A 12820-nucleotide genomic window follows, 5' to 3' on the forward strand; every position below is an offset into this window, starting at 1 on the left:
CGTCTCTGTCGACGGCTGCCGTCCGGTGCAAATCGGGCAAATCGCGCGCCGTCGGTCAGACCACCTCGGCGACCCCGGCCGGTTTTGGCAGACGCCGGTGACCGCCCCGCCCCTCGGGCCACAATCGGCACATGGGGTGGCGGGCGACGGGCGGCGAGCACGGGAACGTCGGTGGCCGCTACCGCCTGATCGAACGGCTCGGCACCGGCGGCATGTCGATCGTCTGGCGCGGCCACGACGAGGTCCTCGGCCGGCCGGTGGCCGTCAAGCTGCTCTCCGCCCACCTCGCCGCCGAGCCGTTGTCCCGTATCCGGCTGCGCCAGGAGGCGCTCGCCGCGGCGCGGCTGTGCCACCCGCACATCACCGGGGTGTTCGACTTCGGCGAGCACCGGCACGTGCCGTACGTGGTGATGGAACTCAACGACGGCGAACCCGTTTCCGCCCGCCTGCGCCGCGACGGCCCGTTCCCGTGGCGCGAGGCCGTCACGATCGCCGCGGAGGTCGCGTCGGCCCTGGCCACGGCCCACGCACGCGGCATCGTGCACCGCGACGTCACCCCGGCCAACGTGATGCTGACCGGCGCCGGCGCCAAGGTGGTCGACTTCGGCATCTCGGCGCTCACCGGGCAGCGCGACGCGGCACCCGACGGCAGCCTGCTGGGCACCCCCGCGTACCTGGCCCCGGAACGGCTCGGCGGCGGCCCGGTCGCTCCCGCCGCCGATGTGTACGCCCTCGGCCTGCTGCTGTACCGCCTGCTGACGGGCCGACTCCCATGGCCGGCCGGCAGCACCACCGAGGCGTTGCGCGCGCACCTGTACGCCGACCCCGACCCCGTACCCGACCTGCCCGGCATGCCCGCGCAGGTGGCCGACCTGTGCCTGCGCTGCCTGGCCAAGCAGCCGGAACTCCGCCCCCGTGCGGACGAGGTCGCGACGACGCTGGCGGCCCTGGTCGGCCTGCAACCGATCATCCCGCCGGTGGCCGCCGGGGGAGTGGTCCCCGCGCTGGTGGGCTTCCGGCCGTCACCGCACCCCGGCCCCCACGCGTCGTCCCGGCGCCGCCTGTGCCTGCGTACGGGTCTCCGCCTCGCCCGGGCCCTGCGCGTCGGCGGCCCCGTACCGCTCGGCGGCGGCCTCTTCCGCGGCGGCGTCCTGGCCCGCGACCTGCTCACCGGCGGCCGGCTGGGCCAGGCGGTCCTCGCCGCCCGGCACCGCGTGCAGGCGGCGGTCGCGACGCTGGTGCTGGTCGCGGCGGTCGGCCTGGTCTGGTCGTCGACCCGCGAACCGGAGGAGGTCGCGACGGCGCAGGCCGCGGCGGCGGGCACCGGGCCGGGGTCGGTGGTCCCGCACGGCACCGGCTGCAAGGTCCGCTACCAGGTCCAGCGCGACACGGGTACGGACTTCGGGGCCCAACTGACCGTGGTGAACACGGGGGAGCACGTGCTGGCGGCCTGGCGTCTCGAGTTCACGCTGACCGGAGGCCAGCGCCTCACCGAAGCCCCGAAGCGCCTCTCCCAACGCGGCCGCAAGGTGGTACTCCGCCCGAAAAGCGGCGCAAAGCTCCGCCCGGGCCGCTCGATGACGGTGACGCTGACGGGCAGCTACCGAGCGACCAACCCACTGCCGTTGTCGTTCGCGCTCAACGGCCACCCGTGCCAGACCGAGGTCCTCGGGGCCGTGACCTCCCCGTCCACGGATGAGTCGCCCTCCACCTCCTCGCCCTCTACCTCCTCGTCGTCCTCCACCTCGCCGTCTTCACCGTCCTCGTCGCCGGCGCCCGCGGGCGGCCGCAAGAAGGAGCGGGCGAAGCCGGCCCCGTCCGCAGCTACTGAGAAGTCCAAAGGCGGCTTCTCGGTCGACATCTGACCCGCTTGCCGCCTGGCCTTCCGCGTCGGGGGCCGGAGCCTCAGCCGGTTGCCGCGGCGAACTGCTCCACCTTGGACGTCTCGCCGGCCACGATGAGGATGCAGCCGCCGTCGGGGATGACCGTCCCCGGGACCGCGTACGTGAAGTCCTCGCCCGGTACCTTCGTGCCGACCACGGTGATGCCCCATTTCGATCGCAGCCCGAGGTCGGCGAGCGACCGCCCCACCGCGTCGCGCGGCGCCCGCACTTTCGCGATGGCGAAGCCGTCGTCGAGCTCGATGTAGTCGAGCATCCGCCCGGTGATGAGGTGCGCGACCCGCTCGCCCATCTCGGACTCGGGGAAGATGACGTGTCGCGCCCCGACCCGGGACAGGATCTGCCCGTGCTTGGCGCTGGTCGCCTTCGCCCAGATCTCGGTGATCCCGATCTCGGCGAGCGTGAGCACGGTGAGCACACTCGTCTCCAGGTTGGTGCCGATCCCCACCACGGCCCGCGAGAATTCCTGTACGCCCAGCTGCCGAAGTGCATCCGTGTCCGTGGCGTCGGCCTCGACGACGTGCGTGAGCCGGTCCGACCAGTCCTGCACGATCCGCGGATCGGAGTCGATGCCGAGCACTTCGTGACCGAGGTTGACCAGCGACTCGGCGACCGCCCCGCCGAACCGCCCCAGCCCCACGACCACGACCGTGTCAGTCGTCACCTGCTCAGCCACCGTAGGGCCGCCCTTCTGCGTCTCTGACGCGCTCACCATTTCCGTGCCGCTCGGCGGTTCCGTTCGGCTCGGCGGTTCCGTTCCGCTCGGCGGTTCCGTTCCGCTTCCCGTCATTGTTTCGGTGTCGCTCGGCGTTTCCCGCGTGCTCAGCCAACGAGCGGCCTCTCTTCCGGATAGCGGTACAGCCGCCGCCGCGTGTTGAGCGCGATGGCGGTGCCGACGGCGATCGTGCCGACGCGGCCCACGTACATGAGGATCACGAGCACGACCTGCGCAGAAGCCGGCAGCGAAGCGGTGATGCCGGTGCTCAGCCCGACCGTGGCGAATGCCGACGTGACCTCGAACAGCACCCGGTCGAACGGAATGTCGTCGGTCAGCAGCACCACGCCGAGCGTCCCGGCCGCGACCAGCGCGACCCCGAGCAGCGCCACGGTGACCGCCTGCCGCTGCGTCTCGTCCGCGATGCGCCGCTTCGCGATCACCACGTCGGGCTCGCCCCGGATCTCGGCCCAGATCACGTACGCCAGCAGGAAGAACGTGGTCACCTTGATGCCACCGGCGGTGCTCGCGCTGCCGCCGCCGATGAACATCATCCCGTTGGTGACGGCGATCGTCTCGGTGTTCATCTCGCCCAGGTCGATGCTGTTGAACCCGCCCGAGCGCGTCATGACGTCCTGCGTGAACGCGGCGAGGATCTTGGCTGGGGTGCCCAGCGGTCCCAGCGTCCCCGGATTGCTCCACTCGAAGGCGAGGAAAACGAGAAACCCGGTGATGCTGAGCAACACCGTTCCCCACACCGTCAGGCGGGTGTGGGTGGACCACGATCCAGGTGTACGCCATTCCCGCGCGAGCTCGAAGAGCACCGGGAACCCGATCGATCCGGCGAGCACCCCTAGTGACAGCGGTACGCAGATCCACCAGTCCCCGACGAACCGTACGAGGCTGTCCGGGTACAGGGCGAATCCGGCATTGTTGAAGGCCTGAACGGCGTGGAAGACCGCCTCCCACACCGCCCGCCCGAACGGATAGTCGTACGCCACCCAGAACCGTACGGTGAGCACCACGCTGATCAGCGCCTCGGACACGAACATGACGAGCGCGACCCGGATCAGCACGCCCCGGATGTTGCCGCCGAGCAGTCCCGCGCTCTCCGCCTGGGCGAGCAGCCGGCTTCGCAGACCCAGCCGCCGTGACACCAGCAGGCTGAGCAGCGTCGCCAACGTCATGATCCCGAAGCCGCCGATCTGCGACAGCACGGTCAGCAGCACCAGCCCGAACCCCGACCAGTACGACGGCGTGTCGACCACCGACAGCCCCGTGACACACACGGCACTGGCAGCGGTGAACAACGCAGTGACGAACGGCGCGCCCCCGGGCTCGGCCCGAGCGGCGGGCAGCATCATCAGCCCCGTACCGACAGCAATGGCTCCCAGAAAGGCCAACGGCACCACCCGAGCCGGATACCGCCACGGCGAGCGATCGCGCACCCGTTATTACCTCCGCGTTCCGACATGGCCCTTGGCTAGGGTGACTCATTACCCGACAGAAAGGGTGCGTGATGCAACTCGACAAGGCATCGGTCTTCGCCCGGTAGCGAGGACTTCGTACGGCCTCGCTCCTCGGACCGGGCGGCTCAACGGCCATTTGCCCTTCTCCGCTCGAGGAGCTCCTTTGCGTGCCCTGTTGACGCGCCTTGCGTCGCGCGTTCGTCTTGCCCCGTTCCCCGCATCTCACTCCCTCACCCACCCGTCCGGGCCCGGCCCGGGCCTGGGCCCGGACTTCCGCCGGCTCTGGGCCGCGAGCGCCGTCGCCAACCTCGGGGACGGCGTCGCCATGGCGGCCGGCCCGCTCCTGGTCGCCGCCATCACCGCCGACCCGGCCGCGGTGGCCGGCGCGGCGTTCGCCCAGCAGGCCCCCTGGCTGCTCTTCGCCCTGATCAGCGGGGCGTGGGCCGACCGGCTCGACCGCCGCCTCCTCGTGGTGACGGTCGACCTGATCAGGGCGGCGGCGCTGGCGATCCTCGCCGCTTCCGTGGCAACCGGCACCGCGACCATCTGGCTGATCTACGCGGTGCTGTTCATCCTCGGCACCTGCGAGACCCTGGCCGACACGGCAGCCGCGGCGTTCGTCCCAGCCCTCGTGCCGCCGTCCCGGCTCCCCACGGCGAACTCCTGGCTCGGCGGAACCTTCACCGTGGTCGGGCAGTTCGCTGCCAAGCCGCTGGGCGGATGGCTGTTCGCTATCGCCGCGGCGGCGCCGTTCGGACTCCAGGCGGTGGCGTTCGCCGGGGCCGCGGTGCTGGTCGGTGGGATCAGGTCGCTCTCGCGCTCCACTGCGCCTTCGGACCCCGCGCCTTCGGAGCGCCCCTCCATGGTCTTGGAGATCCGTGCTGGCCTCCGGTGGCTGTGGGGGCACCGGCTCCTGCGCACGCTGGCCGTGACGATGGCCTTCGCCAACCTCGTCTACTGCGCCGCCTTCGCGACTTTCGTGCTTTACGCCCAGGACCGCCTCGGCCTTGGGTCGACCGGCTACGGCGTACTCCTCACCGCCTTCGCAGTCGGTGGCCTGGCAGGCATCCTCATCGCCCCGCGCCTGCTCCGAACGCTGCCGGCCGCCGTACTCCTCAGAGGGGGACTGCTGATCGAAGTCGCCCTGCACGCGACGCTGGCCACGACAACGGCCGCACCACTCGCGGCGGCAATGATCGTTGTGTTCGGGGTGCACACCATGGTGTGGGGCAACGTGGTGTGGACCCTCCGGCAGCGATCGGTGCCATCCACCCTCTACGGCCGGGTGACCAGCGTCTATTCCTTCGTCGACCTCGGCGGCGCGGCTCTCGGCTCGCTCCTCGGGGGCGTGGTGGCCAACGCGTACGGGATCGTCCCGATGTTCTGGACCGCGGCCGCAGCCATGACCGTCATCGCCGTTGTGGGCTGGCGCCCGCTCGGGGCCGCGACGGCGGTCTTCCGGGCTCCAGTGCCCGGTTAGGGAGCACCCATATCGACCCGGCGTCTTCTCCGGGCGGCCGTTGCCGAATCGACCCGTGCCGCAGCCGGCGGCTGCGTGGTCGTGGGCCGGCGGCCGCCCGGTCGACGTTGTCCCGGCTCGGCTTCCCGCCGTCCCCGGCGGCCGCGCGTCGGGGTGTTCTAGAGTCGGCGGCATGGCGAGGCTTGCGGTTGTCACTGGTGGCGGCACGGGGATCGGCCGGGCAACGGCCGGCATGCTGGCGGGCGAGGGGTACGACGTCATCATCGTCGGACGCCGTCCCGACGTGCTCGCGGACGCGGCGAAATGGATCGGGCCGCAAGCCACCACGGTGACTGCCGACTGCGCGGACCCTGAGCAGATCCCCGCCGTGGTCGAGGCCGTCGGCGGCCGCGCGGTCGACGTCCTTGTCAACAACGCCGGCGCGTACGTCTCCAGCGACGACTCGACGCTGGCCGGGCTCAAGGACCGCTGGCGGGCCACCTTCGACTCGAACGTCATCACCGCCGTACTCATGACCGAGGCCCTCCGTCCCCTCCTGCGCCGCCCGGGCGGACGCGTGATCCTGACCAGCTCCATCGCCGCCCAGCGCGGAGGGGGCGGCCCTTACTCGGCGGCGAAGGCGGCCCTGCACGGCTGGGTGTTCGACCTCGCCACCCAGTTCGGCCCGGACGGCATCACCGCCAACGTGATCTCGCCCGGGTACATCACCGACAGCGAGTTCTTCGTCGGCCGGATGACCGACGAGGGCCACCGGGCGCGCGTGAACGCCACCCTGGTGAAGCGCGCCGGCGAGCCGGACGACATCGCCGAGGCCGTCCGCTGGCTCGTCGGCCCGGGCGGCACCTTCGTCACCGGCCAGATCATCAACGTCAACGGCGGCTCTGTCCTGGGCCGCTGAACTCGGATTCGTCCGGTCCTGCCGCGCGAACCGTCGCTCAGCCCGCTCCGCCGGTGGTCCGTCGTTCAGCCCGCTCCCGCCGGTGGTCCGTCGCTTAGCCGGCTCCGCCCGTGAACCGTCCCTCACCCGGCCGGTTGGGCCGGAACCGCAGCGCCGACCACCGGTCGTCGATCGCCACCTGCCCGCACGGACGCATGTCGAAGTCCGCGATGATCGGCCAGAGCGTGTCCCGGTTGATATCCGCCTTGTTGCCTTTCGGGTACGCCACCCAGAACGCCGCGGGCAGCCGCAGGGCGTCGGCGTGCTTCTCCATCAGCTTTCGCGCGCTGGCCGCGTCGTCGGCGAAGATGATCGCCGCGCCGGCCGTCGCCGGTTCAGCGCTCTCTCGCACGCCGTCGGGCATCGGGGTCAGCAGCGGCAGGTGGGCCGGAGGTGAGACCCAGACCGTGCTGTTCGGCTTGATCAGAAGCTTTTCGGCGATCGTCTTGGACATGCCTTCACGCTGCCACCGACCGGCGGAGCCTGCCCGGAAATCCGCGAGGCCTGTGGATAACCGTCAGCCTGTGGATAACCCGCTCGATGTCGGACCGGGCTGGTAGACATGCGGTCGTGGTGGAGATGACGAGTCAGGCAGTCAGCGAGGCCGAGCGGCTGGCCGTCCGCGAGTGCGCCGAGGAAGTGCTGCGGCGGCTGGCCGGCGAGCACGCCGTGCTGCGCGAGGACCAGTGGCGGGCGATCGAGGCGCTCGTGATCGACCGGCGGCGGGTGCTGTGCGTGCAGCGTACGGGCTGGGGAAAGTCGGCCGTCTACTTCGTGGCCACCGCTCTTCTGCGCGACGGCGTCACGGCCGAGCCCGGTGATCCGCCGGCCGGCCCGACGGTGATCGTTTCGCCGCTGCTCGCGCTCATGCGCAACCAGGTCGAAGCCGCCGCGAGGGCCGGCATCCGCGCCCGCACCATCAACTCAGCCAACCTCGACGAGTGGGATGAGATCACCGCCGAGATTCGCGGCGGCGGGGTCGATGTGCTGCTGATCAGCCCCGAGCGGCTCAACAATCCGGATTTCCGCGACAACGTGCTGCCCGGGCTCGCGGCCAGCACCGGGCTGCTCGTGGTCGACGAGGCCCACTGCGTGTCCGACTGGGGTCATGACTTCCGCCCCGACTATCGGCGGTTGCGGACATTCCTGGCGGGGCTTCCCGCGCGCACGCCGGTGCTCGCGACCACCGCCACCGCCAACGCCCGCGTCACGGCCGACGTCGCCGACCAGCTCGGCGACGCCCTGGTGCTCCGGGGCACCCTCGATCGGGATTCACTGCGCCTCGGCGTACTGGAGCTGCCCCACCCCGCGCACCGCCTGGCCTGGCTGGCCGACCACCTGGAGAAGCTTCCGGGCTCGGGCATCGTCTACACGCTCACCGTCGCCGCGGCGACCGAGACCGCGGAGTTCTTGCGCTCTCGTGGCTTCCCCGTGGCGTCCTACACAGGGCAGGTCGAGGACGCCGACCGCCGCGCCGCCGAGCAGGACCTGCTCGACAACAAGATCAAGGCGTTGGTGGCCACGTCGGCGCTGGGCATGGGCTTCGACAAGCCGGACCTCGGGTTCGTGGTGCACCTGGGCGCGCCTCCCTCGCCGATCGCCTACTACCAGCAGGTCGGCCGGGCGGGCCGCGCGGTCGAACACGCCGAGGTCGTCCTGTTGCCGGGCCAGGAGGACGTCGCGATCTGGCGCTACTTCGCCTCCCTGGCGTTCCCGCCCGAGGACCAGGTGCGCGCGGTGCTGGCAGCCCTGTCCCCGGATCGCCCGCTGTCCACACAGGCGCTCGAACCCATCGTCGACCTGCGGCGCACCCGGCTGGAGCTGATGCTCAAGGTGCTCGACGTCGACGGCGCGGTGCGCCGCATGCGTGGCGGTTGGATCGTCACCGGCGAACCCTGGACCTACGACACCGCACGCCTGCGCCGCGTCGCCGAGGCGCGCACGGCCGAGCAGAAGACCATGATCGAGTACGCGGAGACGACCACGTGCCGCATGGAGTTCCTCCGCCGCTGCCTGGACGACCCGGAAGCCCAACCGTGCGGTCGCTGTGACACGTGCGCCGAGCCCCTCTTCGACGCGGAAGTGTCACCGGAGTCGCTGTCCGCCGCCCAGGCGTTCCTCGGCCGTGCCGGCGTCGACATCTCCCCGAAGAAGCTCTGGCCGACAGGAATGGCCTCCGTGGGCGTCGAGCTCAAAGGCAAGATCACTCCGGCCGAGCAGATTCTGCCGGGCCGGGCGGTCGGTCGCCTGTCGGACCAAGGCTGGGGTACGAGGCTCCGCGCGCTCGTCAGCCCCGACGCGCCGGACACCCACCTCCCCGACGACCTGGCCGCCGCTGTCGTGGAAGTCCTCAAGGCCTGGGCGCGAGGCGATGACGCCTGGCAGCAACGTCCCGCCGGGGTCGTAGCCGTCGGCTCCCGCAGCCACCCCGACCTCGTCGAGAGCACAGCGGCCCGTATCGCCGCAGTCGGCCGGCTCCCCATGCTGGGCGCCCTGACGTCATCCCGCGCCAGCTCCGGGGGGCACCGAGGAAACAGTGCCCAGCGGGTGCTGGCGCTGCACGACGCCTTCACCGTCCCGCCGGCCGTCGCCGATGCGCTGCAGGACCTGGACGGGCCGGTGCTGCTTGTCGACGACCTGGTCGACTCCGGCTGGACCATGGCTCTGGCGGGCCGAGCACTCCGCCGCGCCGGCGCATCGGGGGTGTTGCCGCTCGCGCTGGCAGTGGCGGGATGACGAACGCGCCCGCCTGCCGGCCGGACCGCCGCGTCGCGGTGCGCGGCGGGCCGGAACCGGGTGGTGGGCCAGGGCGGGGTAGTGCGCGGGGGCGGACCGGTGCGCGAGGGCCGCGCGGTGCGCGAGGGCCGGGCGGTGCGTGGGGACGGACCGGTGCGCCAGGGCCGGGCGGTGCGCCAGGATCGGGCGGGTGCGCTCGGTGGGCTCTTCGTCAGCCCGGGCGGCCGAACCCTCGGATGGGCTGCTGGTCGATGGCACCTACCCGTACGTTCTCGCCGAACTCCGGAGCGTGGATCATCCGCCCGCCGCCGATGTAGATGCCGACGTGGCTGATCGGGCTGTAGAAGAACACCAGGTCGCCCGGCCTCAGCTCGTTCCTGCTCACGTGGGCGACGGACCCGTACTGGCTGGCCGCGTTGTGGGGGAGGCTCACCCCGGCGGTACGCCAGGCGGACAGGGTCAGTCCCGAGCAGTCGTACGAGCGTGGGCCCGCCGAGCCCCAGCGGTACGGCTTGCCGAGCTGGTCGAACGCGAACGCCACCACGTCCGCGGCGGGGCCTGGCACGTATTCGGGGACAGGGATGTTGCCGGCGTCGGGGTAGCGGGAGCCTCCGCCGTACGCGATCGCTCGCATTTGTTTGAGCGCGACGATCTCGCCCTTGACGGTCGCCTTGCGGGTGCTGAGTTCGGTCTGCTGGCGCGTCTGCTGGGCCGCGAGCGCGTTGAGTGCCGCCCGGGTTTCGGCCACCCTCGTCCGGGCCTTCCGCAGTTCCTCGGCGGCGCGCTGTTCCTCGCTGGCGAGCTGGTGCAGCACGAGCAGCTTGTCGACGAACTCGTGCGGCTGGTCCGAGGCGAACAGCGCGACGGTCGGCCCGGTACGCGTGCGCTGGTACGTGTGCGACATCAGCCCGTCCATGAGGGACTGCCGCTCCTCCAGGTCCCGGATCATGGGGCCGAGCCGGCCGCCGAGGTGCGAGATCTGCTGCTTGGTGGTGCGCAGGTCCTCGCGGGAGTCGTTGTACTGCTCGACGAGCACCTCGAGCTGGCGCGCGGCGCCGGTGATGCGCCTGTCCAACTCGGCCGTCGACATCCGGTCGTCCCGCGCGATCGGCAAGCCCGAGGTCGCGTGAGCGCGGGGATGCCGCAACGCTGGGAAAGGCGTGGCGGCGCGAACGCCTCGCAAACTCCCGGAGGTGCTGGCGGCGCGAGCGCCCCGCACCGCCTGGGGCTCGGTGATCTTCTGCGGGCCGGCGGATCCGAACAGCTCCCGCAGGACGGCCGACGGAAGACCAGCCGGGACCGCATTCGACGCCCCTGCTCCACCGGCGGCGAGGAGGGAGGCGCGATGGGCGGCTGCGGAGGTCGGGCTCACGGTGGCGTAGCCCGTGAACAGCAGCGCCGACATCAGGGCGACAATGACGGGTCGGGTGGTCACGGTAAACGACACAAAGCCATTAACGAGACAAAACGATCAAAAGCGACGCTATCGAGCGGCGGCAACGAGTGTCACGCTCCCCGAAGCCGAAGCCGAAGCCGAAGCCGAAGCCGAAGCCGAAGCCGAAGCCGAAGCCGAAGCCGAAGCCGAAGCCGAAGCCGAAGCCGAAGCCGAAGCCGAAGCCGAAGCCGAAGCCGAAGCCGAAGCCGAAGGAGGGGCGATCCTCTCGAATACCGGAGGGGGGTATAGTCGAGGCATGACCGCCGACCAAGAACATCCCGGCCCGCACGGTTACTCGGGCGACAAGGCCGCCTTGCTCGGGCGGCTGCGGCGCATCGAGGGGCAGATCCGGGGCCTGCAGCGCATGGTGGACGAGGACACGTACTGCATCGACGTTCTCACGCAGATCTCGGCCGCCAAGAGTGCGTTGCACGCGGTGGCCGTCGGACTGCTGGAGGACCATCTTGCGCATTGTGTCGTCGATGCTGCCCGGGCCGGCGACCCCACCGCGAAGGTGAAGGAAGCGTCCGACGCCATCGCCCGCCTGGTCCGTTCCTGACCTGCCGGAGCCCTCACTCCCGAGCAAGCTCCGTCAGCCACGAGCCACATTCATCTGAGCGCTCGGCACGCCTCGCCGGCGTGCGGGACGACCGGAAGAAGCAACGCCATCCTGGGACGCCAGACTGAAGGAGGAGGCCCGCCATGGCCGTCACCACCACGTACACCGTCACCGGCATGACCTGTAACCACTGCGTGCAGGCCGTGACCAGCGAACTCTCCGAGCTGCCCGGCGTCGACGCCGTCCAGGTCGACCTTCCGACCGGCGCGGTCACCGTGACCAGCGCCGAGCCGCTCGCCGAGGATGCCGTGCGCGCCGCGGTGGACGAGGCCGGCTACGAGCTTGCCGATGCCTGAGACCGACAAGCTTCCACCCACGCACGGCGCCGGGTCGGGTCACCCGGCGCCGGATGCCGGCACCGTCGGCGATCCGGGGTCCGACTCCGATGGCCGAGCCGGCGAGCAGGCGTCAGCTGGTAACGGGGCTCCGGCAGGCGAGGAGACCCGGACCGGCGGGCAGGCGGCGGAGGAGAAGGGCACCGCCTTCCGCCTGGCCGCGTTCGGCGCGGTGCTGGTGGTGGTGCTCTTCGCCGGCTACGGGATCGGCCGCCTCAACGATTCGGTCGAGCGCACCCGGTCCGCCCCCGCGCCACAAGCCGCCACCGAAGCCCACGCCCACGACGCAACCGGCACCGGCACCGGCACCAACGGCACCGGCACCGGCACCAACGGCACCGGCACCGGCACCAACGGCACCGGCACCGGCACCAACGGGGCCGGCACCGGCAGCGGCGCCACGGCCCACGACGACACCGGCGCCCCGCCCCACCTCCACAACCCCGACGGCACCGTGACGCAGGTAGCAGGAGCGACCGCCGCTCAGTCCGTCGGCGGCCTGGCCATCACCGCGAGCGGCCTCACCCTGCAGCCCGGGACCACCACCTTCCCCGCCGGCCGTAAGCAGCCGTTGACCTTCCGGGTCACCGCGGCCGGTGGCGCGCCCGTGACCACGTACGCCGTCGTGCACGACAAGCCGCTCCACCTGGTGGTCGTCCGGCGGGACCTCACCGGCTACCAGCACCTTCACCCCGCCATGGCGCCGGACGGCACGTGGAGCATCGATCTGGTGCTCGCTCAGCCGGGCAGCTACCGCGCGATCGCCGACTTCACCGCGATCGTCGGCGGGCAGCAGATGCCCGTCACGTTGGGTGCCGACCTTACGGTCGTCGGCAATTACGCCCCGGTCACCCTCCCCGCGCCGGGCACGCGGGCGACCGCGGACGGCTTCACCGTCGAGTATGGGGGTACGCCGCAGACCGGCTCGTCGCAGCCGATCCTGATGACCGTACGGGGACCCGACGGCAAACCGGCGGCGCTCGAGCCGTACCTGGGCGCGTACGGTCACCTGGTTGTGCTTCGTGAGGGTGATGTCGGCTACGTCCATGTGCATCCGGAGCCGCAACCCGTCGACGGTGCCGTGAAGTTCTGGCTGGCCGCGCCCGGCCCCGGCCGCTACCGGATGTTCTTCGACTTCCAGGTGGCGGGCAAGGTCCACACCGCAGCGTTCACCGCCACGGTCAGCTGACCCA

Annotated in this window: 11 protein-coding genes; 7 read left to right on the forward strand and 4 right to left on the reverse strand. The window is 71.4% G+C overall.

All coding sequences use genetic code 11. The features are described from left to right. Positions 1–131: 131 nt before the first annotated feature. Positions 132–1865 carry a serine/threonine-protein kinase gene (locus tag IT780_RS30290; RefSeq protein WP_199515217.1) on the forward strand — a complete coding sequence of 578 codons (1734 nt, stop codon included), beginning with the start codon at positions 132–134 and terminating at the stop codon, positions 1863–1865. Positions 1866–1905: 40 nt separating this feature from the next. Here the strand turns inward: IT780_RS30290 and IT780_RS30295 are convergent, their stop codons facing one another. Next, the gene (locus tag IT780_RS30295; protein WP_199515218.1) at positions 1906–2616 is read right to left on the reverse strand and encodes a potassium channel family protein; all 711 of its coding nucleotides are present in this window, start codon (positions 2614–2616) and stop codon (positions 1906–1908) included. Between the two features lie 107 nt (positions 2617–2723). Next, a complete protein-coding gene (locus IT780_RS30300; RefSeq protein ID WP_199515255.1) occupies positions 2724–4025 on the reverse strand; it encodes a TrkH family potassium uptake protein in 1302 nt (433 codons plus the stop codon). Between the two features lie 319 nt (positions 4026–4344). Between IT780_RS30300 and IT780_RS30305 the strand changes: the two genes are divergently transcribed. Both IT780_RS30305 and IT780_RS30310 read left to right on the forward strand, forming a co-directional pair. After that, positions 4345–5565, forward strand: a complete 1221-nt coding sequence (locus IT780_RS30305; protein WP_267910182.1) for an MFS transporter — start codon at positions 4345–4347, stop codon at positions 5563–5565. Between the two features lie 172 nt (positions 5566–5737). Then, positions 5738–6463 carry an SDR family NAD(P)-dependent oxidoreductase gene (locus tag IT780_RS30310; protein WP_199515220.1) on the forward strand — a complete coding sequence of 242 codons (726 nt, stop codon included), beginning with the start codon at positions 5738–5740 and terminating at the stop codon, positions 6461–6463. A gap of 94 nt (positions 6464–6557) precedes the next feature. On the opposite strand, the gene IT780_RS30315 is transcribed toward IT780_RS30310, so the two are convergent. Then, complete coding sequence (locus tag IT780_RS30315; protein ID WP_199515221.1) at positions 6558–6956, reverse strand: hypothetical protein; 399 nt, start codon at positions 6954–6956, stop codon at positions 6558–6560. Between the two features lie 125 nt (positions 6957–7081). Here IT780_RS30315 and IT780_RS30320 point away from each other — a divergent pair, with 125 nt between their 5' ends. Next, a complete protein-coding gene (locus IT780_RS30320) occupies positions 7082–9238 on the forward strand; it encodes a RecQ family ATP-dependent DNA helicase (protein WP_199515222.1) in 2157 nt (718 codons plus the stop codon). 211 nt (positions 9239–9449) lie between these two features. Here the strand turns inward: IT780_RS30320 and IT780_RS30325 are convergent, their stop codons facing one another. After that, complete coding sequence (locus IT780_RS30325; RefSeq protein ID WP_199515223.1) at positions 9450–10328, reverse strand: C40 family peptidase; 879 nt, start codon at positions 10326–10328, stop codon at positions 9450–9452. A 601-nt stretch (positions 10329–10929) separates the two neighbouring features. On the opposite strand from IT780_RS30325, the gene IT780_RS30330 reads away from it, so the two are divergent. The 3 genes from IT780_RS30330 to IT780_RS30340 all read left to right on the forward strand — a co-directional run bounded on the left by IT780_RS30330 (position 10930) and on the right by IT780_RS30340 (position 12816). Next, positions 10930–11232, forward strand: a complete 303-nt coding sequence (locus IT780_RS30330; protein WP_233413769.1) for a metal-sensitive transcriptional regulator — start codon at positions 10930–10932, stop codon at positions 11230–11232. Between the two features lie 143 nt (positions 11233–11375). After that, a complete protein-coding gene (locus tag IT780_RS30335; protein ID WP_199515224.1) occupies positions 11376–11588 on the forward strand; it encodes a heavy-metal-associated domain-containing protein in 213 nt (70 codons plus the stop codon). After that, positions 11581–12816 carry a DUF8832 domain-containing protein gene (locus IT780_RS30340; protein WP_199515225.1) on the forward strand — a complete coding sequence of 412 codons (1236 nt, stop codon included), beginning with the start codon at positions 11581–11583 and terminating at the stop codon, positions 12814–12816. Before IT780_RS30335 ends, IT780_RS30340 begins: the two co-directional genes overlap by 8 nt. Positions 12817–12820 lie beyond the last annotated feature (4 nt).

The sequence above is a fragment of the Nucisporomicrobium flavum genome, from assembly GCF_016464385.1.
GTDB classification, from domain to species: Bacteria; Actinomycetota; Actinomycetes; order Mycobacteriales; family Micromonosporaceae; genus Actinoplanes; species Actinoplanes flavus_A.

Excerpts from the sequence above, each read along its gene's own strand:
- IT780_RS30335 (WP_199515224.1), top strand. The coding sequence starts at position 11,376 with ATGGCCGTCACCACCACGTACACCGTCACCGGCATGACCTGTAACCAC.
- IT780_RS30290 (WP_199515217.1), top strand. The coding sequence starts at position 132 with ATGGGGTGGCGGGCGACGGGCGGCGAGCACGGGAACGTCGGTGGCCGC.
- IT780_RS30325 (WP_199515223.1), bottom strand. The coding sequence starts at position 10,328 with ATGTCGACGGCCGAGTTGGACAGGCGCATCACCGGCGCCGCGCGCCAG.
- IT780_RS30295 (WP_199515218.1), bottom strand. The coding sequence starts at position 2,616 with ATGGTGAGCGCGTCAGAGACGCAGAAGGGCGGCCCTACGGTGGCTGAG.
- IT780_RS30320 (WP_199515222.1), top strand. The coding sequence starts at position 7,082 with ATGACGAGTCAGGCAGTCAGCGAGGCCGAGCGGCTGGCCGTCCGCGAG.
- IT780_RS30315 (WP_199515221.1), bottom strand. The coding sequence starts at position 6,956 with ATGTCCAAGACGATCGCCGAAAAGCTTCTGATCAAGCCGAACAGCACG.
- IT780_RS30340 (WP_199515225.1), top strand. The coding sequence starts at position 11,581 with ATGCCTGAGACCGACAAGCTTCCACCCACGCACGGCGCCGGGTCGGGT.
- IT780_RS30310 (WP_199515220.1), top strand. The coding sequence starts at position 5,738 with ATGGCGAGGCTTGCGGTTGTCACTGGTGGCGGCACGGGGATCGGCCGG.
- IT780_RS30330 (WP_233413769.1), top strand. The coding sequence starts at position 10,930 with ATGACCGCCGACCAAGAACATCCCGGCCCGCACGGTTACTCGGGCGAC.